The following is a 25,996-nucleotide window of genomic DNA, read 5'->3' as shown; positions in this document are numbered from 1 at the left end:
CCGTGACCGAGGCCCAGTCCCAGGAGACCGAAGGCCCCGGGCCCGAAGCCGAGGACGCGCGGACGCTGGACGCGGGCACCTACGAGGTGCTCCGCGCCCGGCTCCGTGAACAGACCGGCGAGCTGGCCCGGCGGACCGAGGAGCTCAACGACCGCCGTCTGGAGGTGTTCGGCGGCACCGAACTCTCCCTGCTCGGCACCGAACGCATCCGTACCGAGCACAACTGTGCACCCCGCGACCTGGTGAGCGTGGGGGACGGTACCGACGGGGCCGTGTTCCTGTTCGGCTACAACGTCTACATCGGGATGCAGAGCACCACGCACGTCTCCGACGTGTTCTCGCTGCACCGATACGAACACGACGGCGATTCCTTCTCGTTCGTCGACGCACCCGAGGACGCCGTCTCCGGACTGCTCTCCGACGAGCGTTTCCGGCAGGAGTTCGAGCGGCTCTACCGCTACTACCGCGACGCCCGCCTGCTCCAGTTGAGGCGGGTGGAGGAGCGTCTGCTCGCCGTCTTCCAGACCGGGCCGAGCACGGAGGACGTCCGGGTGCTGCGGTGGTCGGTCTCCCCCACCGGGAAGATCGCCTACCTCGACGACCGGGGCGAACGCGACCACGTGTTCCCGCCCTCGCACGAGTTCGAGTGGGTGGAGGCCACCCGCGAGGACCACGTGCAGGGGCGGCACCCGCACATCTCGATCCACGACGAGTTGTTCGTCGAGACGGTCGGCGGCGACCTGACCATCAAGATCGAGAACAACACCGAGGTCGGCGAGGGCATCTACAGCGAGCCCGTCGACGAGCCGCTCCAGAGTCTGGCCGACGCGGCGGTGTTCCACGCCGAGGTCGGCCCGCTCATCCTGCTGCGGATCCTGCCCTACAACGAGTCCACGTGGCGCTACCTGGTCTTCAACACACGGACCAAGGGGGTCGAGCGTCTCGACGGCATCGGCCAGTCCTGTCAGCGTCTGCCCGACGACCAGGGGCTCATCTTCCCCGGCGGCTACTACCTGTCCACCGGGGTGGCGCGCACCTTCGACACCGACGTCACCGACCTGGAGTTCGAGCGGGTCGTGCGCTCGCCCAACGGCGAGGACGTGCTGTACGTCTTCCACTCGCGGGCGGACGGCCGCAGTCTGCTGCTGCCGTACAACACCATCCGCAAGGAGGTCGCCAACCCGATCGTCTGTCACGGCTACTCACTGTTCGACGACGGGACCATGACGGTCTTCCGCGACAACTCGGGCGAACCCACACGGGTCCACCCGATGCAGGTCTGGCGGACCCCGTTCGTCTCCGACGTCTACGCGGCGGCCCAACCCGTGGGCACCGGACCACTGGAGCGGATCGGCAACGCCGAACTGGTCCAGGGTGTCTCCGAGTGTCTGTCGGTGGCCCGGATCGCCGAGGACATGACCCCCTCCAGCGAGGTGTTCGCCGCCCTCATCGCCTCCTGCCGCCGGGTCCTGGACCGGTTCCACTGGCTGGGCGACGACGAGCTCGGCGACCTCGCCTCCCCGCTCGCCGAGGTGCGCGGCACCGCCGAGCGGGTGCTGGAGGAGTTCGAGACCGTCCAGGCCCTGACCCGTCAGGCCGCCGAGACCCTCGCCGAGACCGAGGAGAAGGTCACCTCGCTGATCCGCCGGTCCCGAGGGGAGACCCCCCGGTCGGCGGAGGGATGGGTGACCCGGCTGACCGAGCTGCGCCGGGCCCAGGGGCGGACCGCCACGCTGCGCGAGACACGCTACGTGGACACCGACCGGATCGACGCGCTCGAAGGGCGTCTCGACGAGGAGATCGCCTCCACCGGCCGGCGCACGGTGTCCTTCCTCGAACAGGAGGACGCCTTCGACGGCTACCACTCCGAGGTGGAGCGGCTGGTCGAGGAGGCCGAGGCCCTGGAGGCGGTCAGCGCCGCCACCGCCGTCGGCGAGCGCATCGCCGAACAGACCGAAGGGCTCCAGGTCGTCACCGAGGTGATCGGTTCCCTGGACATCGGCGACGCCCAGGTGCGCACCCGCATCCTGGAGCGGATCAGCGAGGTGATGGGCGGGGTCAACCGAGCCCGCGCCACCCTGGACTCCCGGCGCAAGGAGCTGCTCGCCCTGGAGGGGCGGGCCGAGTTCGCCGCCGAGTTCGCCCTGCTCGGTCAGGCCGTCACCGGGGCGATCGCCGCCGCGGACACCCCGGACGGCTGCGACGAGCAGCTCGGCCGGATCATGCTGCAACTGGAGAACCTGGAGTCGCGCTTCGCGGAGTTCGACGACTTCCTCCAAGAGCTGGCCGACAAGCGCGAGGACGTCTACGAGGCGTTCTCCACCCGCAAACAGGCCCTGGTGGACGAGCGGTCCCGCAGGGCCGACCGCCTGGCCTCCTCCGCCGCCCGGGTCCTGGAGGGGGTGCACCGGCGGGTCGCCACGCTGACCACCCTGGAGGACATCAACACCTATTTCGCCTCGGACGCGATGGTGACGCGGCTGCGCCGCACCGTCGAGGAGATGCGCGAACTCGGCGACACCGTGCGCGCCGAGGAGCTGGAGGGGCGGATCCTCGCCGCCCGGCAGGAGGCGGGGCGGGCCCTCCAGGACCGTGCCGACCTGTTCGAGGGCGGCGTCGGCGGCGAGACGATCCGGTTGGGCCGCCACCGCTTCGCGGTCAACACCCAGCCGATCGACCTCACCCTCACCCCGCACGACGGGCGTATGTCGGTGGCCATCACCGGCACCGACTTCCGGTCGCCCGTCACCGATGAGGCCTTCCAGGAGACCGAACGGCTGTGGGACCGGCTGCTGGTCTCCGAGAGCCCCGACGTGTACCGGTCCGAGTACCTGGCCACGTCGATCCTGGCGAGGGCCGAGGACGGCGAGGGCACGCCGACCCTGGAGGCCCTGAACGAGGCCGTCCTGCACCCCGAGAACGGCGACTCCCTGGCCTCTCTGGTCCGCGGGGTCGCCGAGAGCCGCTACGACGAGGGCTACGAACGGGGCGTGCACGACCAGGACGCCGCCCGGATCCTGGCCGCGCTGCTCCGTCTGCGCGCCGGCGCCGGACTGTTGCGCTACCCGGGAGGGGTGCGCGCGGTCGCCCAGATGTTCTGGGCGTTCGGCGCCGACAAGGAACGTCAGCGCGCCTGGCGGACCCGGGCCGGCTCGTTGGCCCGGGCCCGGAGCGTGTTCGGGGCCCGACGGTCGTCGGCGATCGAGGCGTTGCGCGCCGAACTCGCCGGGAGTGTGGACTCCTTCCTCGTCGAGACCGGGCTGTACCAGGACACCGACCTCGACCTGGTGGGCGAGTACCTGTTCGAGGAGTTGGCACTGGACGGCCCCAACGAGCGGGGGTTCGTCTCCGGCGCGGGTGCCCGCACCCTGCTGGACCGCTTCCACCGTGCCCTCGGCAGCACCAGGGAGACCACCCGCAAGGCCTTCGAGGAGGACCTGCGGAGGTTGGGCGACGACGTGTCCGCCCGCCACCAGTTGGTGACGGCGTGGTTGGAGGCCTACGGCACCACGTTGGAGGAACCGATCGCCGAGGGCGACCTGCCCGAGGCCGTCGCCCTCGAGCTGGCCTCCGTGGACCGCTACGAGTCGTCCGCCGCCGTGGAGGAGCGGGTCGCGGGGCTGCTCGGCTCCCACCCCCGCGTCACCGAACGGTCCCTCACGGTCCGGCTGGACGAGATCCTGCCGCGCACCCGACGGTTCCGGACCCTGGACGTGCCCGCCTACCGGGACTTCCAGCGGCGACGCAACGAACTGGTGGCCGCCGAACGCGAACGTCTCCGGTTGGACGAGTACCGGCCGAAGGTGATGAGCGGCTTCGTCCGCAACCGTCTGCTCGACGAGTCGTACCTGCCGCTGATCGGCGACAACCTCGCCAAACAGCTGGGGGCGGCCGGCGACGACAAGCGCACCGACCAGAGCGGGCTCCTGCTGCTCATCTCCCCGCCCGGCTACGGCAAGACCACGCTCATGGAGTATGTGGCGAGCCGCCTGGGCCTGGTGTTCGTCAAGGTGAACGGGCCCGCCCTCGGGCACGGGGTCACCTCGTTGGACCCGGCCGAGGCACCGGACGCCACCTCCCGCCAGGAGGTCGAGAAGATCTCCTTCGCGTTGGAGATGGGCTCGAACACGATGCTGTACCTGGACGACATCCAGCACACCGATCCCGAGCTGTTGCAGAAGTTCATCTCCCTCTGCGACGGCCAACGGCGGATGGAGGGCGTCTGGGAGGGCCGTACCCGCACCTACGACCTGCGCGGCAAACGGTTCGCGGTGTGCATGGCCGGTAACCCCTACACCGAACAGGGCAAGCGCTTCCGGATCCCGGACATGTTGGCCAACCGCGCCGACGTGTACAACCTGGGCGACGTGCTGTCCGGCAAGGAGGAACTGTTCGCGCTCAGCTACATCGAGAACGCGCTCACCTCCAACCCGACCCTGGCCCCGCTGTCGACGCGTGACCGTGAGGACGTGTACACGTTCGTGCGCATGGCCCAGGGCGACGACTCGGTCGGCACCGACCGGTTGAAGCATCCGTACTCGGCCGCCGAGGTCGACCGGATCGTGTCGGTGCTGCGGAAGATGCTGCGGGTGCAGGAGGTCGTGCTGGCCAACAACCAGGCCTACATCGCCTCGGCCGCCCAGTCCGAGGACTCGCGCACCGAACCGCCGTTCCGACTCCAGGGGTCGTACCGGAACATGAACCGGCTCGCGGAGAAGATCGTGCCGGTCATGAACGACGCCGAGGTGGAGGCCGCGATCGACGACCACTACGTGGGCGAGGCCCAGACCCTCACGTCGGGCGCGGAGGCCAACCTGTTGAAGCTGGCCGAGCTGCGCGGGGTGATGACCCCCGAGCAGGAACGACGCTGGACCGAGGTCAAGGAGGGCTTCCGCCGAGGCCGTGCGCTGGGCGGCGCCGAGGACGACCCGATGACCCGCGCCATCGGCGCGATGGGCCTGCTGGCCGACCGTGTCGGCGAGATCGGCGCCGCCCTCGACCACGACCGACGCTGATCACCCACCCCGAGGGCCGCCGTGACCCCCACGGCGGCCCTTCGCGTTCACCAGTCGGTGGCGGTGAGGAGACGGCGTTCGAGTTCGGGGGCGAGGGTGCGCATGTAGGTGGTGGTGATGTGGCCGCCGTCCCAGAAGACCAGCACGTTGCCGACCACGGGGCGGCACAGGTCGGGGTCGCACACCAGGTCGGTGAGGTCGAGGGTGGACACGTTGTCGGGAAGGGCGGCGTCTTCGAGGGGCGAGGTCCGCGCCATCGAATCCTCGGGGGCCGCCGTGCACTCCGAGGGTTCGTCGGTGGCCAGGCATTCGGGGACGTCGAACCCCGGGCGTGGGGTGTCCCGGACCGCGACCACCTCGATCTCCAGGTCGTCGAGTTCGCGCCAACGGTCGACGTAGCCGTCCACCAGCGTCTCCTCCCCGAACCCGGCCGAGGTGTCGAGGCTGGTGGTGGTTCCGGTGGTGAACACGGCGTCCGGGCGCAGGTCGGCGAGTTCGTCCATCACGCCGCGGTTCCATTCGGCACACTCGGTGTAGGGCTCGCCCCGGTAGCGCTGCGGCTCGTCGGTGAACAGGCACGCCCCCTTGACGATGTTGACGAGTCTCCAGCCGTGCCGGTCCGCGATCTCTTCCAGGGCCGGGAACCAGTGGGCCGCGTGGGAGCCTCCCACCAGGGCGACGGTGCGGTCGGCGTCCTCTTCTCCGTATTCGCAGGTGATGACCTCGGTACCGGCGATCGTCTGGTTGCAGCCCTCCTCGTAGGTGACGGGGACGTCCTGGTCGGCCGAGGCCGGGTCCGGAAGAACCGGGTCGGGATAGGAGGAACGTTCTCCATCGACCAGTTCGACGGCCCCCGGATAGCGCAGGGGATCGCCGATCAGCTCCTCCAGACGGCGCTGTTCGGCGTCCATCCGGGCCGTCCAGGCACCGGTGACCGTCAGCAACGGCAATAGGCAGGCCAGGGCCAGGGCCGGGGCCCGTACCCGGGCGGACCGACCGCCGCCGGCGCGGACGAGGGCGACCAGCCGATCGGCGATGGGCGTGGTCACGGCGGCCAAGGCCACCGAGAGGGCCAGGACCAAGGCCCCGCCGAACGGGCTCGCCAGGGTGCGCCCGGTGTACTCCAGATAGAACACCAGGATCGGCCAGTGCCACAGGTAGAGCGCGTACGAGATCGATCCGAGGTAGCGCATCGGACGCGGCGTGAGCAGCCGGTCGGCCCCCAGGCGGGAGCCGGTGGTGCCGGCGGTGATGATCGCGACCGCCGCCAGAGTGGGCCACAGCGCGGCGTATCCGGGAAAGACCGTGGACACCTGGAGGAGCACCCCACAGGAGACCAGGGCGACCAACCCGGCCCAGCCCAGGATGAGTCGCGCCGTCCTGGGCGGGTTCAGGAGCGGTACGGCGAGGGCCAGAAGGCCGCCGAGCGCGAACTCCCACAACCGGGCCCCGGTGTCGAAGTAGGCCCAGGCCTGATCCGCCCGGGTCACGACCACCGAATAGGCGAGCGACAGGGCGAACACCGCGACCAGCGCCGCGACCAGCACTCGACGCGGTGCCCGTCCTCGCCGGTGCGCCCACCAGGCGGCCAGGCCGACGACCAGGGGCCAGAGCAGGTAGAACTGCCCTTGGACGGACAGTGACCAGAAGTGTTGGAAGGGGCTGACGGCCGTGTCCCGCGCCAGGTAGTCGACCGCGTTCCGGGCCAGGGCCCAGTTCTCGTGATAGAGGGCGGAGGCGACGGCCTCGGTGAGGGTCTCGCGCCATCGGGGCTCCGGCAGGAACAGCCGGGCCCCGACGAGCGTCACCGCGATCACCAGGACCGCGGTGGGGACCAGCCGACCGGCCAGCCGGGAGAGGAAGGCTCCGAGGCGGATCCGTCCGTCGCGTTCGACCGCGCGTATCAGGGAACCGGTGATGAGGAAGCCGGTGAGCAGCAGGAACACGTCCACGCCGCCGGAGACCCGGCCGAACCACACGTGGTAGACGGCGACGAGCAGGACGGCGACCGCCCGTAGCCCGTCGATCTCCGGTCGATGGTCGATGCGTGTGGGGGGACTGATCGTTCTCACGGGGAGCCCATGCTCACGCCCCCGGGTGACGGGCGGTCGTACTCGGAGCGACCTTCCGGCCACTCTCGGGCGAACCTCGTCAGAGACGGATGGTCTCGCGATTCGGGTCCGTGATCATCTTCGGGTCGCGGTCACGCAGGAGGGCGACGATCGGGGCGACGGTGTCGGCCTTCTGAGCGTATTCGCCCTCTTCGGTCTTGAGCCCGACGACCTGGAAGAACAGCACCAGGCCGTTGTCGGTGTCCATGACACGGATGTCGACGTCGGGCACGATCGCGAGCGAGGTCATGTCGCCGTTGGCGGGCTCGCCGCCCAGCGGGGCGGGGGTGACGATCCAGTGGCCGACGTCCAGGGCGGTACCGGCGAGGAACTGCGAGGCGAGCGCGTGCAGGACGCGGAGGATCCACGCGGGCACGGTCTCGTCGCCGTCCTCGCGCGGGATACGGCAGGTGAACTCGAACCCGGCTCCGGAGACGCGCTTCTCCTCGCTGGTCTTCTCGCCCAGTTCGGTGAGGCCGAAGGTGACGAGGAGCCAGTGTCCCTCCAGGGGGTAGGCGAGCACCCCGTTCAGGCCCTCCGTGGAGCCGTCGGCGGCGAACTGGACGGTCAACGGACGCACGTCCGGGTACTTCTCCGCCCATCCCTCGTAGATCCGGGTGAGTCCGGGAAGGATCTCCAGCATCGTGTGTCGCTCTCCTGCTCGATGTACGACGTCGCACCCCAGAGGATACGAGTGCCCCGGGGGCACCCCGACCGACGTGTGTGTTTCGATCATGCCCTCGGGGTGAGAGAGACCACGCGGGCCCTGAGAGACGAACGGGAAGAGGACCATGCGAGATCTGAACACTCCGTCCGGCGAGCGACCACTGCCGGTCCTGGGTCAGGGGACCTGGGGCATGGGCGAGACGGCCTCGGCGCGGGCGGACGAGGTTGCGGCGTTGCGGCACGGGCTGGACCTGGGTCTGGGGCTGATCGACACGGCCGAGATGTACGGCTCCGGCGGCTCGGAGGAGGTGGTCGGCGAGGCGATCCGTGGACGCCGGGACGAGGTGTTCCTGGTCAGCAAGGTACTACCGCACAACGCCGACCGGTCGGGCACCGTGGCCGCCTGTGAGCGGAGCCTGCGTCGCCTGGGCACCGACCACCTGGACCTGTACCTGCTGCACTGGCGTGGCGGGCACCCGTTGGAGGAGACCCTGGAGGCCTTCGCCGAGCTGCGGGACGCGGGGAAGATCGGGGCGTTCGGGGTGAGCAACCTGGACACCGACGACATGCGCGAGCTGCGTTCGGTCCCCGGCGGCGAGGAATGCGCCACCGACCAGATCCTGTACAACCTCACGCGTCGGGGGCCGGAGTTCGACCTGCTCCCCTGGTGCCGTGAGCACGGGATCCCGGTGATGGCCTACTCCCCCATCGAGCAGGGGCGCCTTCTGGGCGACGAGGTGCTGGGCCGGATCGCCGAGGAGCACGGGGCCTCGCCCGCGCAGGTGGCCTTGGCCTGGATCCTGACGGACCGGAACCTGTGCGCCATTCCGAAGGCGAGCAGGGTCGAGCACGTCGAGGCCAACCGGGCGGCTCTGGACCTGCGTCTGACCTCGGACGATCTGAGGGCCCTCGACGAGCGCTTCCCCGCTCCCACCGGGAAGGTGCCGTTGGAGATCCTCTGATCCCTCGGACGACACGGCGATGTCGGTCTTTACGAGGACCTTGCATCACCCTCCGTAGTGTGTTCCCCCTCTCCTCGACGGCAGGAGAGGGGACCGAACGGGAGATACCGAGTGAGCAGCAGTGATCCGACCGCGGCGGGGGGCGTCGTGGGGTGGGTGGTCGGCCTGATCGAGCCGTTGGGCGGCCCCGGAGTGGCGCTGGCTCTGGCTCTGGAGAACCTCTTTCCGCCGATCCCCAGTGAGGCGATCCTCCCCTTGGCGGGGTTCACCGCGTCCCGCGGGGAGCTGGGGCTGGTCGAGGTGATCGTCTGGGCCACGATCGGGTCGTTGACGGGCGCCGTGATCCTCTACGGGTTGGGGGCCTGGCTGGGTCGGGAGCGTTTTCGCGCGCTCGCCGGGCGGGTGCCTCTGGTGAAGGTCTCCGACATCGACCGGACCGAGGCCTGGTTCCTGCGTCACGGCACCAAGGCCGTGTTCCTGGGTCGAATGGTGCCGGTGTTCCGTAGTTTCATCTCGATCCCGGCCGGGATCGAGCGGATGAACCCGCCCCTCTTCCTGTTCCTCACCGCTCTGGGCAGCACCCTGTGGAACACGCTCTTCATCCTGCTCGGCTACCACTTGGGCGAGCGGTGGCACCTGGTGGAGGGGTACGTCGGGATCGGATCCAAGGTGGTCCTGGGGGCGGTCGCGGTGGCGTGCGTCTGGTTCGTGGTGGCCCGGGTCAGGGAGCGTCGGCGCGCGCGAAGAGAGGACGACAAGGGCGGAGAGGCCCGTCCCGACGAGGAGGAGGACACATTCTCCTGTCCTTGAGGTGAGAGTCGGAGTCTCTCCCCGAGGTCCCGTCGCGTCTTCCCGAAGCCCGTTCACGGCTCACGCCTGGTCCGGTTCGGAGCTCAGGACCGGTTCAGGGTCCTCGTCCGTACCGGCCGCCGCCCCTCGGATCCCCAGGAGCAGGGGCACGCACAGGAAGACGAACAACCCCATGAACAGGAAGTAGACGGAGGCGTTGATCGTCAAAAGCCATCCGCCCGTCACGGGGCCCACGAAGAAACCCAGGTGGCGCAACTCGGACAGCCCGAAGTAGGTGCCTTTGCGCTCGTCCACCGCGAGTTCGTGTACGGCGATGTCGGGCAAGGGGAGCAGGATCGCCTCCCCCAGCGTCCAGAAAACGATACCGACGTACAGCAGGGCCAGGTGGACGGGGCTCAGCCAGAAGAACACGAAGGCCAGGGTGAAGGAGACACTGCCCAGGAGAACCAGCGACCGACGCGGAAGTCTCTCCGAGAGCCACATGATCGCCGGCTGGACGGCCAACGCCAGAACCGCGTTACAGATCAGGAGCAGAGCGAACAGGTACTCGGTCCGGTCCGCGTACCGCTCCCTCATGTACAGCGGGATGATCGACTCGACCTGGGAGAAGACCAGGAAAATGACGGCACCGGCCCCCACCGCCAGCAGCAGCGAACGGTCGCGCAGAGCGGTGCTCACGGCCAGGGCCGAACTCGGCGGAACCGGGCTCTTCGGCCCCTCGAGGGCGTTCAGTGAACGGCTCCTCGACAGTAGGAGCAGCAGGTACAGGAAGAACAGGAACGCCGGTACCAGGAAGAACGCCACCGGGCTGATGTTGTAGAGCACCGCGCCCACGGCGGGTCCGATGATCGCCCCCAGGCAGAGGGTGATGTAACGGACCCGGAAGATCCGCCCGTCCCCGGTGTCGGCCAGGGACAGCAGCTTCTTCGTGCCGGGCTCGACCAGGGTGCGCACGGCGCCGAGCAGAAGGAGCAGCGGAACGATCGGCTCGGGGATCCGTACCAAGGCGAGCGCGGCGTAGACGGCGACGTTGGCGGCCAGACCCATGCCCATGAGTCGCACCGCCCGGGAGCGGTCCACGAGGAGGCCGCCGAACAGACCGCCCACCGCCGCGATGAGGGCGATGCCGCCGACCACCGCGCCGATCAGTGGAACGCTCAGCTCCGTTCGGTCGGACAGGTACAGCGAGGCGAACGGTAGCACCGCGAAGAAGGCCATCGAGTTCAGTAAGGCCCCCGCGATGAGGGTGCGCTCGTCCGGGCTGAACCTCCAGAGGGAACGTGTGGCCCCACTCATGTGTCCACCTGCTCCACCAGCGGAAACGCCCGATCGCCACCGTCCTCCGGCATGCGCCGCGCGCGGGCGGCGCGTTCCCCGTCGTTCATGACGGTGCGCCCGTCCGGCCGGGGGATACCGCTGTCACCGACAGCCGAGCGGTTCGTCGTCGTGGTGTGACCGGCTGTGGGCGAGGTTCGTGTGGCCGCACGAGATGAAGTACGGCCCCGACCCTCGGCTCTCGGGGAGGCGGGAAGACCATGAGGATTCTGCGCAAGAAACGCCTCCATGCCGATGGGAACTTCAAGGGGTGCCGGGATCAGCCTTGATGTTTCCCGATGCGCAAGTTCCAAGGCAAACACGAACCAGAATGAATATTTTTTACATTGACCTCCGACCCCGAAAACGCTATAAGCGTTTCCCGCACACGTACAGACCCCTGAACTGGAGAAGGACTCACCGCAACGCCAAGAAGGAGAGATGCCACAAACCGAAGACCTACAACCCCCGAGAGGAAGAATGAAACGTATTGAAATTTCCTCGACAAAAACGAGCACGACCACATCCGGACGGCTCGATCAGAGGGTCACGGCAGGGAGCGAAGGATCACCGGGAGGCTCGGTGAGGTGATCCCGGTGGGTTCTCCACCGAACGCCCGGGGGCGAAGCGCGCGAGTCGGCCGGTCGCGGTGGCGTGCGCCTGGTTCGTGGTGGCCCGGGTCAGGGAGCGTCGGCGCGCGCGAAGAGCGGGCGGCAAGGGCGGAGAGGCCCGTCCCGACGAGGAGGAGGACACATTCTCCTGTCCTTGAGGTGAGAGTCCGGGGCGCCACGGCGAGGGGTCTTGTCGGGCTTCGGGGAACGGTTGTAACTTTCCTCCGAGTCACACGCCCATGAAGAAAACCGCCGACAGTGCTCCGGTCGGTGTTCCTTCTCCCCTCGAACCCGCTCAAGAGGTGGATCCGTGAAGACCCCCCGACCGCGACGCCTGCGACGCGCTCTGACCACACTCACCGCCCTGGCCGCGGCCGCGCTGCTCTACGCGCCGCAGACGGCCTTGGCCGATACCCCCGATTTCGTGCCCACTCCGGCCGACACCCCCGCCGAGCGTGAGGCCGCCGACCGTCAGGCCTTGAACGACAAGCTGGCCGCCACCGCCATCCCTCCCGGCCCGTTGAGTTTCGGGGCCGAGCCCCTGGCCGCCGCCAGGAGCGCGGCGGAACGGGCCGCCGCCGACGCCTCCTGCTCCATCACCTCCGAATCGGCCACCGCCCTGGCCCTGGCCCCGGTCTGGCCGGAGGTGTCGGCGAGTTCCCCGCTTCCGCCCTCGCCGATGACCCTGTCCCGTTACGACAACCAGTCCGGCCTCTACGATCCCGCCGGACGCGACGGGCTGTTCTTCAACCCCGGCGTGGGCCTGTGGCAGATGGACTCGGCCGGCCTGGGCACGAACAACACCGCCGGCGAGGCCATCGACTCGGTGTGGGTCTCCGACTTCGTGGTGCCCTACATCGTGAACAAGTACTGCGCCGCCCTCGAAGGCGGGGCCGCCGCCCCCGACGCCCGCGCCCGGGCGTGGGCGGACTGGAACGCCTGCCGCGGCGGAGACTGCGACACGATGTACTGGCGCGCGATGAACACCGGGATCACCTCGGACCCGTCGGTGAACCGCTATGGCGGGGCCGAGCCCCGCACCTGCACCTTCGGCGGGACCTCGTACGACTGCCTGTTCGTGGACGTCTCCAAGGCCCAAGGGGCGACCTGGTGGACCAATCCGGGAAGCGGACGCTCTCCCGTGCCGCATCCGTTCTACGTGTTCAGGGCCGGCGGCGAGGAAGTGCGCGTCTGGTTGGCCGAGGATTCCGGTCACGGAACGCACGTGAGCGTGACACGGCCGTTCGGCGGAAACGCGCGTGACTCCCTGACCTGGAACGATGGCCAGGGGGTGTGCGACACGACCGCGGGTCGTGGAGCCTGCTGATCACGGAATGTCGAATAGAACGGGCTCTGGTCTCTTATGGGACCAGAGCCCACTTTTGTTTCTCGTAGTTCCCTCGGTAACACGTAGAAGAACCGAAGGCCACGTTCCAGAAAAGGATCAATACAACCTCTATCGACCTGCGAACTTACATGTTACTTTCTTTCTCTCCCGGGGGATCCGATTGGCAGATACCGACAAAGAGGTCCTGATGCCCCATTCGACGGCACCCGCGATCGACCTGCCCGAGCTCGACTTCGACGACATGGAGGTGATGAGCGTCCGCGAGGCGGTCGCCGTCCCGGAGACCGGCGCCACCAGTGGCTCCAGCTCCTGCACCTCCACCTCGTGCTGCGGCTCCAGCAGCTGCTGCTCCGGTGGCTCCTGCGGCTGACCCGCACACGACACGGACCAACCTCCGTACCCCGTTTCACCATCCCCACACAACCCCAGACGGAATTCGCGCTCTCTCACGGGAAAGCGTGAATTCTCCATGGGCGCACCGGCTGTATCGCGCCCACATCCCCTTCCCCCGTCCAGAAGAAGGTGCCCGATGGCCACCAAGGAAACCGCTGTTATCGACCTGCCCGAGCTCGACTTCGACGACATGGAGGTGATGAGCGTCCGCGAGGCGGTCGCCGTCCCGGAGACCGGCGCCACCAGTGGCTCCAGCTCCTGCACCTCCACCTCGTGCTGCGGCTCCAGCAGCTGCTGCTCGTCGGGATCGTGCGGCTGACCTTCTCCAAGGGCGACCCCGCTTCCGTCGGGGTCGCCCCCTCTCACCGTCCCCCACGCCCCCAGAAGAAGCAGGACGAGGGCCGCACGTGTACGCGATCAACGCCACGGACATCACCAAGGACTATGGGAAGGGAGAGGTGCTCCACGGCATCTCCTACCGGGTACCCGCCGGACGGATCGCGGCGCTGCTCGGCCCCAATGGGGCGGGCAAGACGACGCTGATCGAGATCCTCGAGGGGCACCGCGGTCGTACCTCGGGCACCGTCGAGGTACTCGGCCTCGATCCCGGTAACCGGCGCGACTTCGCCGAGCTCCGCACCAGGATGAGCGTCGTGCTCCAGCAGACCATGTTGGAGCCGGGCCTGTCGGTCCGCGACATCGTGCGCCGGCACGCCTCCTATTACCCGGACCCTCTCGACGTCGACGAGGCGCTCGCCCAGGTGGAGCTCACCGAGAAGAGGAGCGCTCTGGTCCGCTCCCTCTCCGATGGTCAGCGCCGCCGTCTCGACCTGGCGTTGGCCCTGACCGGCCGCCCCGAACTCCTCTTCCTCGACGAGCCCACCACCGGGCTCGATCCCGTCTCCCGACGTCGGATCCGCGCGCTGGTCGCCGGTCTCCGGGAGAGCGGCACCACGGTCGTGTTGACCTCGCACGACCTGGCCGAGGTACAGGAACTGGCCGACCGCGTGGACGTGATCCGCGACGGGGAGTTCATCGCCTCGGGCACCCCGGACGAGCTGGTCCGGGACTCGTCGGCCTTCACCGTGGTGGAGTTCGCCGTTCCCGAGGGGGTCGATGGACGCCTGCCCGAGGGGGCCGCGCTGGTCAACGGTCGCGCGCGCATCCAGACCGACGACCAGGACGCCGTGGTCGAACGCGTGCAGACCTGGGCCCGGGACGAGGGGACGCGCATCAGCGGTCTGACGATCGTCCCGCCCAGTCTGGACGACGCCTACGTGGCGATGTTGGAGAACCGGCGACCCGAGACGGAGAGGTCCGAATGAGCACCACCGAGGCCGGGGCCCGCCGCTCGCCCCGCACGCGACGTCCGAGCAGTTTCCTGTTGCACGTGGACGGGGAGCTGAAGGAGTTCTGGCGCTCCCCCATCACCTTGGCGTTCATCGTGGCGATGCCGGTGATGTTCTACGTGGGCTTCGGGTTGGCGTTCCGTTCCCAGGCCGACGAGATCCGGCTGGTGGGCGAGCACGAGATCACCCAGGCCAATCTGAGCTTCGGCGGCATCCTGGGGTTCGCCCTGATGTCGGTGGCCTTCGCCAACGTCGCCATCGGGTTGGCGATCCGACGCCACCACGGTCTGTTCAAGCGTTTCCGCACCACCCCGGTGAGTCCGGCGACGGTGATGGGCGCCTATCTGGTGAACACGCTGCTCACCGCCGTGATCGTGCTGGGAGTGGTCACCGCCATCGGTCTGCTCGGTATGGGTGTGACCATCGACCCGGCGCGTATCCCGCAACTACTGGTCGCGTTGATGCTCGGCTTCGTGTGCATGGCTCCGTTGGGGGCGGCCGTCTCCCTGCTGCCGCCCAACGCCGACGCGGCGGTGCCCATGGTGAACGGCATCTTCTTCCCCGCCGCCTTCCTGGCCGGAGGGTTCGTCATCCTGCCCTTGGGCGACGCGGTGAGCGCCGTGGTCGACCTGCTGCCCGGCCGTCCGCTCACCGTGCTGATCCAGGGTTCGCTCTCCGAGGCGGGTCCCGTCTGGGACTGGCCGTCGGTCTGGCTGCTGTCGGCCTGGTCGCTGGTGGGCACGGTGGTCGCGCTGCGCTGGTTCCGGTGGGCCTCCGAACGTGAGCCGCGCGGTTTCGGTTCGGCCAAGCGCCGGGCGGAGACCTCCGAGCGGGAGGACGAGGGCACGGAGGCCAAGGGTTGAGCACGCCTTCGTTCACCCTGGTGGAGGGCCCCTACCTGGTCTCCCGAGTGAACCTGTACCCCCATCGGTGGTTGCGCGCGTCCGACGAGGGGGCCCGGGAGGACGGCGCTCTGGCGCGTTCCCTCGTCGAGGAGGAACACGCGCGCGAGCGGCTTCGCGAGGACCTGTTGGAGGCACTGCACCGGGCCGCTCCCACTCTGGACGAGGGCGGCCCGGGTCGGGAGGGCCATCGACGCGAGGCCTTGGCTGCCAAACGCGCGGTGTTCAACCGTCGCCCACCGCGTCCGACCCTGTACGGGCATCCGGTCACCGCCGAGGTGCCCGGCCTGGCGGAGTGGACGGAGAGTCGGCGACGGTCCGAGGCCGCGGCCGCACGTATGGACGACGGTCACGAGGCCGCCCTGAGCGCCGAGCGCGCCGTCCTGGCGGAGTGGTCCCGTCATCCGTACGTGGACCGTTCGACCGCTCTGTCCAGCGCCGATCTGCACCGGGCGGTGGCGGCGCGGGCCGCCACCGACGCCGATCCGGACAAGCGGATGCGCAAGGCCGAGGCGTCGCTGGTGCGGTACTTCTCGCGCTCCACGCTGAAGGTCAGCCCGTACTCGCTGTACACGGCCGTGCACTTCGACGACCTGGAGGAGCCCTCCTCCCCCGGTCTCGCGGGCGGCCCCCTCTCCCCCTCTCCCCACGCGGATCTGCGACGACTGCTGATCCGCCAGGCCGGTCGCGCGCTGGCCGCCGACCCCGAGGCCCGCCCCGGGCTGGAGTGGGTGCTGACCGGTGGTGCCCGACGGATCACCGACGCCGAGGGCGGCCCTCTACTCGTGGTGCGCCGTCGTCGCTGGACACCGCCCTCCTCCGGGCTGCGTGCCGAGGCGTTCGGCGAGGAGGAGGTCCGACTCCCGTTGACCGGGGCCCGGGGACGGTTCGTCGAGGCCCTGGAGAAGAGGGCGGCCACACCGGTGCGCTGGGACCTGCTGTGCGAGGCCGTCGCCGCCGACCTCGGGTACGCCCCGGAGCAGGTGCCGTCCGTGTTGGAGCGGCTGGTCGACGTCGGGGTCCTGGTGCCCTGGGCACCCGCGCCCGAGCAGTCGCCCGGGTACGGGCGCCGCTGGCACGAACTGGCCCGGAGCCTGCCGGGCGCGACGGCCGAACGGGTGGCCTCCGCCTTCGACGCCACCGAAGAGGTCCTGTCCGGTTTCGCCGAGGCCGACGGGGCCGAACGCGCCCGTGGTGTACGTCGGCTCCAGACGGTGTGGTCGTCGGCGGTGGGTGTCGAGGGCTCGGCGACCTCGCCGGTGGTGGAGGACTGTCTGGTATCGCGAGGTGTTCCGGTGGAGCGCCCCGTGACGCGACGGTGGTCGGCCGACCTGGAACGACTGATGCCGTTGCTGTTCGCCTTGGACGATCAGCGCGTGCTCTCCGGCGCCCTCGAGCAGGTGTTCGTGGCCCACTACGGGCGGGGCGGACGCTGCTCCGACCTGGACGCCTTCGCCCAGCACGCCCGGGCCGCCTTCCCCCTCACCCAACGGCTCATGGGCGGCGACCCCGCCGCCCTGGCCGACGCGGACGAGGGTCTGCGGCGGGTACTGGCCGCGCGGGCTCGCGCGGTCGACCATCTGGTGGGGCTGGGACGTTCCGACGCGGAGCGGGTGGAGGTCGACCCGGCGACGGTGGACGAGGTGGCGTCGCTGCTGCCCGAACGCGAGTTCCTCGCCCGCCGTTCCTTCGCGGTGTTCGGCCAGGCCCTGACCTCGGAGCGGACGGAGCACGACGACCGTCTGGTGATCAACCACGTCTACGGCGGTCGGGCACGCTACTTCAGCCGTTTCCTCGGGCACCTGCCGGAAGAGGTCCGCGCCCGGGTCGCCGAGCACGTGGGACGGCTCGGGCCGGAGGACTCCGACACCGTGCACATGCGGTCGGCCCTGGGCTTCAACGCCAACCTGTCCCCGGCCCTGGCCGGGGAGGAGGTGGCGCTGCGCGACGAGCCGACCCTGTCCCCCGGTCCGGCCACCCGCGACCTCGCCCTGGTCCACACACCGAACGGGCTCCGTCTCGTCCGGTCCGACGGGTCCGGGATCGACCCGGTCTACACCGGTTTCCTGGTCCCCCACGCGCTGCCCTACGACGAGATGCTCGTGGCGATGGTGGCGGACTCCCCGTTCTTCTCCTTCGGCGATCTCAGCATCGACCTGCACGAACGATGGACCGAGCGGAACGGGACGGGTGAGGCGCCGAGGATCGATTTCGGTTCGCTCACCCTCTTCCGTCGCCGTTGGGGCCTGGACACGTCGATGTTCACCGCCCGCGACGGCGAGTCACCGGCCGGACTGTACCGGCGGGTGAACGTCGAACGTCTGCGTCGGGGGCTGCCCGACGAGGTGTTCGTCCGGCCCCTCCAGGGGTCCAGGCTCGGTCCGCTGGAGCGGGCCATGGCCCCCAAACCGCAGCACGTGGACTTCCTGAGCCGGCTGCACACCACGACCGCCGCCAAACGGCTGGCCCACCTGGGCCCGACCCTGATGGCGGAGGAACTGTCCCCGCACCCGGCCACCTCGGGGGTCGACAGCCCCGATGGTCGGCACGCGGCCGAGGTCTTCCTCGAACTCTCCACGGTCCCCGGCGCCCCCGGAACCGTGCGTCCCCCAGAGAACCCCCAGGCGAAGCGAGGCTGACCCCTTGACCGTCGGACTCAGAGTGACCTACTACGACAGCGACAAGAGCGCGCTGTTGGGCGACTGTCTCGTGCCCGCCGCGCGCGAGGCCGCCGCCAGGGAAGGGGTCACCGCCGCGTGGCTCCACCTGCACTGGCGGCTCGGCCCGCACTGTGTGCTCTACCTGGACGGATCCCCCGAGGCGGTGGCCGAGGCGGCCGACCGGGCCGAACGACGGCTCTCCGCCTTCGTGGAACGACACCCCTCGCGAAGGGTGCTGGACCCCGCCGAATACGAGGGCTTCTCCCGGAGCATGGGCCGGTTGGAGCTGGTGGAGGGCCCCTACTCCCCTCTGACACCGGACAACTCCGTGCTCCGCCTGCCCGGCGATCCCGTCGACACGTTCCTGCGCGGCCCCGAGGCGATCGCGCTCAAGGGCCGGGTGCTCACCGACGGCCTGGACCGGGTCGCCGACCAGGTCGACGGACGCGGAGGCCGGAGCGCGGTGACGGCGAACGTGTTCTCCGGGATGGGCGCGATCGCCACGCGCTACCCCGAGTGGGGGCTCAGGTCCGGCTACCAGGCGTTCCTGTCGCATTGGAAGGAGTACTTCCACTGGTCGGACTCCGAAGGGCGGGCCCAGGAACGGCTGGCCGCCTCCTACCGAGGGCAGCGGGAGAACCTGGTGGCGACCCTGCGCGGGATCCACGAGGGCGACGGCGCCGACCCCTACGCCGAGGCCTGGGGCACCTGGGTCGACCGTTGGCTGCCCGAGGCGGTCGCGCTGGCCCGGCAGGGACACATCCTGCCCTTTCCGCACCCCGAACGGCAGGAGACCGCGGCCCGGCTCGGCGACGACGTGGGCGTGCGGTGGAGCGGTTCCGACGAGCGTTCCTACAGCGACTTCCACCGTGAGTTCCGCAAGTTGGACTTCACCCGGCTCGGTGACGGGCACGGGTTCGCCGCGTTCCGCTTCGTCATCAACTGCTTCTTCGACCTCCTTCCGTTGATGGGCGTGACGCCGATCCAGCGCTACTCGGTGGCGTACCTGCTCACCGAGGCCGCCCAAGAGGTGGTGGGCGAGTCCTGGGAGGAGACGGTCCGCAGGGTCGTCGACCACCAGAGTCGGGACCCCGAGCTGCGGCCGACCCTGCCGTGGAGGGGTGACGGCGATGTCTGAGCCCTCCGCGAACCCCGTCCGTCTCAAGAGCGCCGTGCGCGCGCGTTCCCTCGCCGAGGAGGGGGTGGCGTTGAGCATGGGCGCCACCGCCGTCGTGGTCCGGGGGTCCCGGGCCGACACGGTGTGGCGCGCCCTGGAGCCGACGTTGCGCGCCGGTTTCGAACGGGAGACCCTCCTGGGCGGTTTCCCCGAACGCGGCCGTCCCTTCCTGGCGAGCATCCTCGACCAGCTGGAGGAGCACGGTTTCCTCCGCGAACTCGAACCCGAGCCCGAGGACCTCGACCCGGCGGAACGGGCCGCCTACCCGCATCTGGAGTCCCTGACCCGCCGCCCGCACGCCGCGCTGGCGGCGCTGCGCGAGGGCACGGTCCGTGTCCGTTCGTCCCACCCGGAGCTGGCCGCCGAGGCGGCGCGCGCTCTGGAGAGGGCCGGCGTCGGCACGGTCCGGGTCGACCCCGAGGACGCTCCGGAGAGCCCCCTTCTGTTGACCACCCGGTGGGAGCCGGCCGAGGGCGAACCCGCCGAGCACCTGATCGCCTCGGGCGGCGGCCTGTGGCTGTCCGGCCCCCGTGATCGGTCGGCCGGCCCGGACCTGGTCGCGCCGCTGCGGAGATGGTTCGCCTCCCGAAAGGAGACCGCGGACGGCGCCGCCCCGGACGAGGGCGCGTCCCGGCTCGTCCACACCCTGGTCTGCGCCCAACTGGCGCTGGCCCTGGTGGCCCACGTGGCCAGGGACGCCGAGGACGCCGCGCCCGCCGAGGACGCGGAGTTCATGGTGACCACGGACGAGCTCGTCAGCGAACCGCGCGTGTTCTCGGTCCTTTCCCCGCTGAACCCCGAGGCCACCGGCCCGATCCCCGTGTGGGAAGCGGCCGAGCCCCCCGAGGTGCCCGCCCTCCTGGACTCGGTGACCCACCTGTGGGACCGGGTGTTCGGCCCGGTGGCCGAGCCGCGCCCCGGCTCACTGCCCCAACTCCCGGTGGGTCTGGCCCGCTCCGGCACGGTGGTCGGCTGCGGCCCCACCACCGCCGAGGCGCGTCTGGACGCCCTGCTCCGCGCCCTGCGCCCCGAGGTGTGGCTCCCTTCCGCCGCCCCGGTGGGCCTGGGGCTGGGGCTGACGCCCGAGACCGCGATCGGCGCGGCCGTGGCCGACCTGGCCCTGCGGATGCCCGGGGAGCGCTGGAAGGACGTGGCCGCGCCCGATCTCTCCCCCGGTTCCCGCCGTCTGTGGGCCGCGCTCACCCTGCGACTGGGTGTGACCGCGAGCCTGGTCGTCCACGCCACGGACGACGGACTCCACCGAGCCCGGGTGCTCCCGGAGACCGAGGGCGCGTTCTCGGGCGAGGGCGTGGCCCCGCACCCCGACACCGCCGTCCAGGAGGCGCTGCTCCGCGCGGTCGCCTCGGCCCGACTCGCCGAGGAGCCTCCAGGGCCACCCCTGGACGCCTGCGGCGGCGGCACTTCGCGGACGCTCTCCGACCTCGCCCGTTGGGCGTTCGGGACACGCGCGGTGCGCCTGTCCGCTCCGGAGGGCGCGGACCGGCTCCGCGACCTCGGCGTGCACTCGGCGGTGGCCTCATGGAGCTAGGACGTGTCCCCGTGGCCGGCACTCGAGGAACGGTCCCGCCCCGCCCCGACGACGCGAACGCGCTCCCGGTCGGCGCCACGCTGGACCACCCGCGCGAGTTCCCGGTCGACGGAGGGATCCTGCACACCGCGACGGGTGGACCGCTGCTCTTCCTCGGCCCCTGGACCCCCGACGGCGCGAGCGGCTGCGCGCGATGCGCCGGTCTCTGGCGGTACGACGTCGAGGGCGAGACGGCCGTCCACCGGCCGACCCCCGACGGCCTCCTCGACCTGTGGGAGGGGGTGTTCGACGCGCTGGTCGCCGCCACCGACCCGACCGACCTCCGGCTGTCCCTGATCGCCCTGGACCGCCGGGACGGAACCCTGACCCGGCACCGCTTCGTCCCCCATCCGCACTGCGACCACTGCCCTCGGAACGGTGACGAGAGCGCGGGCGCGGACGACACCGACCCGCTCGGCCTGGAGACACCCGCGCCGACGGTCGGCGACTCCCTGCGTGTTCGAAGGATGGACCGCGAGGTCCTGCGCGAGAGACTGCTCGACTTCCGGTTCGGCCCCGCCGCCCACATGTACCGGGACGAGGAGTCCCCACTGGCCCTCGTGACCTGTGAGACCGTCGCTCCAGGACGCACGTCCCGCGAGGGCGGCTACGGGCGCTCCACCCGGTTCACCGACAGCGAGGTCCCCGCCCTCCTCGAAGGCGTGGAACGGGTGACCGGCGGGCGTCGGCTGTCGAGAACACCCACCGTGCGCGGCTCCTACGCGGAGCTGGCCTCGGACGCCGTCGACCCGGCCCTGCTGGGGCTCCACGAGGAGGAGTGGTACGGCCATCCCTCCTTCGACCCGGTCCCCTACACACCGGCCACCCCCACCACCTGGGTGTGGGGCTGGTCCACCCGGGAACGCCGCCGCGTCCTGGTGCCCGAACACGTCGCCTACTGGCACGCCGGACCGCGCGAGGAGCGCTTCCTGTACGAGTCCTCCAACGGCTGCGCCGTGGGCGGCTCCTTGGCCGAGGCCGTCCTGTACGGCCTGTTCGAGGTGGTGGAACGGGACGCCTTCCTGCTCACCTGGTACTCGCGCACCCGACCACGCCGGATCGAGGGCGTCGACGACCCGGACCTGAACCACCTCACCGACCTGATCACCGAGCGCGGCCTGGAGCTGTCCCTGCTCGACATCACCTCCGACCTGGGTGTTCCGACCGTCCTGGCGATGGTCACCGCCGAGGAGGGGGCGGTGCGCGAAGGGCTCGCGCCCGCGTTGAGTCTGGCCACCGGAACCCACCTCGACCCTCGACGGGCGCTGATGGCGGCCGTCGAGGAGACCGCCACGAACGCCCTGATGTACCCCAAGTGGGTGCGGATGCGGGAGTCGGTGTCCGTGGAGCGCTGCCGGCCGATGCTCGACGACTTCACGCTCATTCGGACCCTGGAGGACCACACCGGCGTGTTCGGTCTCTGGGAGGCCCGACCGATGTGGGAGTTCCTGCGCCGCCCGGCCGGCGTCGTCGGCATGGACGAACTCGTCGCCGGTCGGCCCTCGTCCTTCGCCGGCGTCGACCTGGCCGCCGTACTGCGCGAACGTCTGGCGGCCGTGCACGCGCTCGGCCTGGACGTGATCGTCGTGGACCAGAGCGGCGCCCCCTATACCGAGGCGGTGGGCGCGCACTCGGTGAAGGTGATCGTGCCCGGCGCCCTGCCGATGACCTTCGGCCACACCCATCTGCGCATTCGTTCCCTGGAGCGGCTGACGCGGGCCTCCGAGCTGATCGAAGGGGGGATCCCGTGGGAGACGCCCGGCGAGGTGTACCCGATCCCGCATCCGTTCCCGTGATCGCCGCGACCGGCGGTCCCGAAGGGCGGGGCCGCGCCGAGGCGCTCGCGCACTTCCACCGGCAGTCGTACGCCAAGGACGTGGCCGCCGTGGAGACACTGTTCTTCGGCGAAGAGATCTCGAACGGCCTGGCCCGGCCGGTTCCGGGCCAAGTCCGTCCGATGTCGCCGGTCCTGGCCCCGCTCCGCGCGATCGACGCCGCCGGTCCCGACCTCGGCGGGTCGTGGACCTCGGGCCGGCGGCTGCTCGCCGCCTGCGTCGAGGCGGTGCGGGTCCGGCGCCTCTCCGCGGCCGACCGCTACCCGGTGCACCGCGCCTACCCGTCGCCCCGGGGGCTCTTCGGAGCCGACCTGTTCCTCCTGCCCCGGCACGGAACGGACTGGTGTCTGCGCGTCGATCCGCTGTCGCACGCGCTCCAGCCCTTGACCGACTCCGGAGCACCCGACGATCCGGAGACGGCGCTGGCCGGGGCCCGCGTGGTCGTAGCGGTGGACCACGGACGCTATCCGCCCGAATACGGCGGACTGCGGCCCTCGCTGGCCCTCCTGGAGGGCGGCCATCTCCTGGCCACCCTGGGACTGACCCTGACCAGGGCGGGGCTGGCGCCCCGGACCCACGTGGGTCCGGCCCATCCCGCCTGCGTCGACGCCGCCCCCTTCCTGCCCGAGGGCATGGAACCGAGCGCGGCGCTCACCCTGGAGCCCTCGGAAGGGGCGGGGACGGCCGGAACGGTGGAGCTCTCATCGGAGGCGACGGCGCGCACGGCCTCCGTCGCGGCCCGCCCCGGACGTTCCCTCCGCCGTTGGTTGGACGAGCGCACCAGCGGGGTCTCCACCGCCAACCTGGTGACCAGTGCCCACGTCTCCCCCGAGGAGGGGGACGGGGTGACGTCGTCGCTGGTCTCGGCGCTCGCCGAGGTCCACTCGGCCGCCGGGACGGCCGGGGCGCCACGCCTGTACCGGCACGCCCTGCGCGAGGATCGGGTCGACGACCGCGTGGTACGCGAACTGGCCCCCGACGGCGGCGCGGGCCCCGAGCGCGAGGTCCCGCGTACCGGGGAGACCAACTTCTCCGCCACGCTCGGACACACCCTCGCCGTGGACTTCCCCTCGTGGGCACGCGCCCACGGCCGGCACGCCGAACCGATCCTGCACACCCTTCTCGGCTGGATCGCCCAATGGGGGTGCCTCGGTGCCGCCGCCACCGGGCTGTGCGCCCGCCCCATGCGCAACTACGCCGAGGAGGAGTGGGGGGCGGTCCTGGGGCTGGAGCCCGGGCAGACCCCCGCCTACCAACTGTGGGTGCGCGCCGAACGCGGCACCTACATGGACATCCCCGTCGACGCCGATCCCCCGGAGGCCCCATGACCCGCACCTGGTCGGCCGTGTACGTCCACCTGCACCGCGGTCGTGCCGACATCGACTCCTTCCTCCTGGAACACCTCGCCCCGGCGGCGCGGGAGCTGGTCGAGGGCGGTCACGCCGAGGACTGGTTCTACCTGCGTTATTGGGACGGCGGACCTCATGTTCGCGCCCGCTTCCTCAACGCCGACCCCGACGCCGTGGCGGGCTTCGCCGAACGCATGCGCGTCCTGGCCAAGGAGACCTCGGCGAGCGCCCTGGAACTGGACCGCGACTCCTACTATTCGGATCTGCCCCAGGCCGACCCGGAGCGGTGGCACACCGACGGCGACGTGCTGGAGGCGGTCTACGAACCCGAGACCGAACGCTACGGCGGCCCCCGGGCCCTGGAGGTCTGTGAGGACTTCTTCTGCGCGAGCACCAGGATCTCCCTGGCGGTCCTGCGCTCGGCCCCCCAGCCCGGGCAGCGTCAGGTGGTGGCGGTCGACCTCGCCACCCTGGCGTTCGGGGCGCTGGGGTTCGACGACGTGGAGGCGGTCCGCCAGGCGCGCGGCTACCACTCCACCTGGGACTTCTCGGCGGAGGTGGCGCGTGGTGACGCCCGGGCCCGGTCGGAGGCGGAACGGCTCTTCCACGCCTCCCCCTCCCGTTGGTTGCAGCGTCGACCGAAGGTGGAGCGGCTGGTGGCGGGCGAGGGGTCGTCCACCCACCATCTGTGGCACCGGGAGATGCGCGCGACGGTCGACCGGCTGCGTCGGATCGACGCGGAGGAGGGGCTGGCCAACGGCATCGACCGGATCATGTGGTCGCTGCTGCACATGACCTGCAACCGGCTCGGCCTGGACATCGACGACGAGCGTCGGATCTCCTGGCTGTTGTCGTTGTCCTACCCGCGCTGGGAGCCGCCGGGCGACTACTTCGAGCCCGGCGTGAGCGCCCCGGATCGGGTGTACCTGGAGGCCGGCAAGTACCTTCCCGGAACGATGGCGGGCGAGCACGCCCCTCGGGAGGTGGCGCCGGAGGGCGAACGCCCCGGGGCTCTGGCGGCCCCGGTCGTGGAGCTGCCCGAGCCCGGGCCGTTGACCATGACGTTGGGCGAGGCGCTGGCCGAGCGTGAGAGCGCGCACGGGGACCTCTCGTCTCGGATGGACCTGGCCGAGCTCTCCGACCTGCTCGGGCACTCCGCCGGTCTCAGCCGTACCCGGGGCGGACGGACGGGACGGCACCGCCCCCCGCGTACGCACCCCTCGCCGGGTGCGGCCTACGCCACGGAGGTGTGGGTGCTGGTCCGTCACGTGGAGGGGTTGGAGGCCGGCACCTACCGCTACCGTGCGGAGGGGCACCGGCTACTGAGGGCGGACGGCCCCGCGGACGTGGAGCGGCTCATCGAGCTCTCCCCCTTCCTGCGCGCGGAGGCCGACGGACGGCCCGGAGTGGTGGCCGACGGCCTGGGCGCCCTGGTGGTGCTGGTCGGAGACCTGGGCCGGTTGCGCGAGGGGTACGGGCAGAGGGCGCTGCGCCTGCTGCTCCAAGAGTGCGGTCACGTGGCGCAGAACCTGTCGTTGTGCGCCACGGCGTTGGGGCTGCGGTCCCTGGTGGTCTCCGGGTTCGCCGACGACGCGGCCAACGCGCTGCTGCACCTGGACGGGATCGACCGGACGGTGCTCTCCCTGATCCCGGTGGGCTCCGGCGAACGAGGGTAGATAACAGGGTGAGGTGCGGTCCGGCAGGTCCCGAGGGCTCCGGACCGCCCGGCCCCCTTTTCGGCACGACCGATGCCGATCGTCACGGATGTCCGAAAGTGGCACTTTCCTTACTTTCGTACTTTTGACGCGTACTTGGCGTCACACGCGCACCTCGCTACTGGCGCCGGGGGCTACTCAGTAGTAACATTGACTTGTTACTAGTCGGTAGATCCGCGTGTACAGACACC

17 protein-coding genes are annotated in these 25,996 nt (G+C 70.6%); 14 read left to right on the top strand and 3 right to left on the bottom strand.

The window, feature by feature from the left end; genetic code table 11:
* Nucleotides 1–2 precede the first annotated feature (2 nt).
* Nucleotides 3–5,015, top strand: a complete 5,013-nt coding sequence (locus tag TR33_RS18220; RefSeq protein WP_042284384.1) for a DNA repair ATPase — start codon at nt 3–5, stop codon at nt 5,013–5,015.
* 47 nt (nt 5,016–5,062) lie between these two features.
* On the opposite strand, the gene TR33_RS18215 is transcribed toward TR33_RS18220, so the two are convergent.
* The gene (locus tag TR33_RS18215; RefSeq protein WP_042284382.1) at nt 5,063–7,087 is read right to left on the bottom strand and encodes an acyltransferase family protein; all 2,025 of its coding nucleotides are present in this window, start codon (nt 7,085–7,087) and stop codon (nt 5,063–5,065) included.
* A gap of 79 nt (nt 7,088–7,166) precedes the next feature.
* The gene (locus TR33_RS18210) at nt 7,167–7,769 is read right to left on the bottom strand and encodes a suppressor of fused domain protein (RefSeq protein WP_026124716.1); all 603 of its coding nucleotides are present in this window, start codon (nt 7,767–7,769) and stop codon (nt 7,167–7,169) included.
* 148 nt (nt 7,770–7,917) lie between these two features.
* On the opposite strand from TR33_RS18210, the gene TR33_RS18205 reads away from it, so the two are divergent.
* Both TR33_RS18205 and TR33_RS18200 read left to right on the top strand, forming a co-directional pair.
* On the top strand, nt 7,918–8,754 hold the full coding sequence (locus TR33_RS18205; protein ID WP_042284380.1) for an aldo/keto reductase: 837 nt from the start codon (nt 7,918–7,920) through the stop codon (nt 8,752–8,754).
* 111 nt (nt 8,755–8,865) lie between these two features.
* Nucleotides 8,866–9,564, top strand: a complete 699-nt coding sequence (locus TR33_RS18200; protein ID WP_042284378.1) for a DedA family protein — start codon at nt 8,866–8,868, stop codon at nt 9,562–9,564.
* Between the two features lie 60 nt (nt 9,565–9,624).
* Here TR33_RS18200 and TR33_RS18195 read toward each other — a convergent pair whose 3' ends face one another.
* A complete protein-coding gene (locus TR33_RS18195) occupies nt 9,625–10,860 on the bottom strand; it encodes an MFS transporter (protein ID WP_042284376.1) in 1,236 nt (411 codons plus the stop codon).
* A gap of 939 nt (nt 10,861–11,799) precedes the next feature.
* Between TR33_RS18195 and TR33_RS18190 the strand changes: the two genes are divergently transcribed.
* From TR33_RS18190 to TR33_RS18140, 11 genes are all read left to right on the top strand, one after another.
* Nucleotides 11,800–12,816 carry a hypothetical protein gene (locus TR33_RS18190; RefSeq protein WP_042284374.1) on the top strand — a complete coding sequence of 339 codons (1,017 nt, stop codon included), beginning with the start codon at nt 11,800–11,802 and terminating at the stop codon, nt 12,814–12,816.
* Between the two features lie 208 nt (nt 12,817–13,024).
* Nucleotides 13,025–13,207, top strand: coding sequence for a thiazolylpeptide-type bacteriocin (locus TR33_RS18185; RefSeq protein ID WP_017533065.1), 183 nt, complete (start codon nt 13,025–13,027; stop codon nt 13,205–13,207).
* Between the two features lie 159 nt (nt 13,208–13,366).
* Complete coding sequence (locus TR33_RS18180) at nt 13,367–13,549, top strand: thiazolylpeptide-type bacteriocin (protein ID WP_017533064.1); 183 nt, start codon at nt 13,367–13,369, stop codon at nt 13,547–13,549.
* 88 nt (nt 13,550–13,637) lie between these two features.
* On the top strand, nt 13,638–14,555 hold the full coding sequence (locus TR33_RS18175; RefSeq protein WP_017533063.1) for an ABC transporter ATP-binding protein: 918 nt from the start codon (nt 13,638–13,640) through the stop codon (nt 14,553–14,555).
* On the top strand, nt 14,552–15,442 hold the full coding sequence (locus TR33_RS18170) for an ABC transporter permease (RefSeq protein WP_014912034.1): 891 nt from the start codon (nt 14,552–14,554) through the stop codon (nt 15,440–15,442). The genes TR33_RS18175 and TR33_RS18170 overlap by 4 nt, the downstream gene beginning before the upstream one ends.
* Complete coding sequence (locus TR33_RS18165; RefSeq protein ID WP_042284372.1) at nt 15,439–18,120, top strand: lantibiotic dehydratase; 2,682 nt, start codon at nt 15,439–15,441, stop codon at nt 18,118–18,120. Before TR33_RS18170 ends, TR33_RS18165 begins: the two co-directional genes overlap by 4 nt.
* Before the next feature lie 4 nt (nt 18,121–18,124).
* Nucleotides 18,125–19,279 (top strand): lantibiotic dehydratase C-terminal domain-containing protein, encoded by a 1,155-nt coding sequence (locus tag TR33_RS18160; RefSeq protein WP_042284370.1) that lies wholly within the window; start codon nt 18,125–18,127, stop codon nt 19,277–19,279.
* Nucleotides 19,272–20,867: a hypothetical protein gene (locus TR33_RS18155; RefSeq protein ID WP_042284368.1), complete on the top strand. Its 1,596-nt coding sequence runs from the start codon at nt 19,272–19,274 to the stop codon at nt 20,865–20,867. The genes TR33_RS18160 and TR33_RS18155 overlap by 8 nt, the downstream gene beginning before the upstream one ends.
* Before the next feature lie 11 nt (nt 20,868–20,878).
* Nucleotides 20,879–22,702: a YcaO-like family protein gene (locus tag TR33_RS18150; RefSeq protein WP_042284367.1), complete on the top strand. Its 1,824-nt coding sequence runs from the start codon at nt 20,879–20,881 to the stop codon at nt 22,700–22,702.
* Nucleotides 22,654–24,069, top strand: coding sequence for a hypothetical protein (locus TR33_RS18145; RefSeq protein WP_042284365.1), 1,416 nt, complete (start codon nt 22,654–22,656; stop codon nt 24,067–24,069). The genes TR33_RS18150 and TR33_RS18145 overlap by 49 nt, the downstream gene beginning before the upstream one ends.
* Nucleotides 24,066–25,766, top strand: coding sequence for a thiopeptide-type bacteriocin biosynthesis protein (locus TR33_RS18140; protein WP_042284363.1), 1,701 nt, complete (start codon nt 24,066–24,068; stop codon nt 25,764–25,766). The genes TR33_RS18145 and TR33_RS18140 overlap by 4 nt, the downstream gene beginning before the upstream one ends.
* Nucleotides 25,767–25,996: the final 230 nt, after the last annotated feature.

Source organism: Nocardiopsis alba, from assembly GCF_000710955.1.
Classification (GTDB): Bacteria; Actinomycetota; Actinomycetes; order Streptosporangiales; family Streptosporangiaceae; genus Nocardiopsis; species Nocardiopsis alba.
Note: the sequence above shows the minus strand (reverse complement) of the source record. Positions and strands in the feature narration are given on the sequence as shown.

Excerpts from the sequence above, each read along its gene's own strand:
- TR33_RS18205 (WP_042284380.1), top strand. The coding sequence starts at position 7,918 with ATGCGAGATCTGAACACTCCGTCCGGCGAGCGACCACTGCCGGTCCTG.
- TR33_RS18170 (WP_014912034.1), top strand. The coding sequence starts at position 14,552 with ATGAGCACCACCGAGGCCGGGGCCCGCCGCTCGCCCCGCACGCGACGT.
- TR33_RS18210 (WP_026124716.1), bottom strand. The coding sequence starts at position 7,769 with ATGCTGGAGATCCTTCCCGGACTCACCCGGATCTACGAGGGATGGGCG.
- TR33_RS18140 (WP_042284363.1), top strand. The coding sequence starts at position 24,066 with ATGACCCGCACCTGGTCGGCCGTGTACGTCCACCTGCACCGCGGTCGT.
- TR33_RS18180 (WP_017533064.1), top strand. The coding sequence starts at position 13,367 with ATGGCCACCAAGGAAACCGCTGTTATCGACCTGCCCGAGCTCGACTTC.
- TR33_RS18195 (WP_042284376.1), bottom strand. The coding sequence starts at position 10,860 with ATGAGTGGGGCCACACGTTCCCTCTGGAGGTTCAGCCCGGACGAGCGC.
- TR33_RS18185 (WP_017533065.1), top strand. The coding sequence starts at position 13,025 with ATGCCCCATTCGACGGCACCCGCGATCGACCTGCCCGAGCTCGACTTC.
- TR33_RS18155 (WP_042284368.1), top strand. The coding sequence starts at position 19,272 with ATGTCTGAGCCCTCCGCGAACCCCGTCCGTCTCAAGAGCGCCGTGCGC.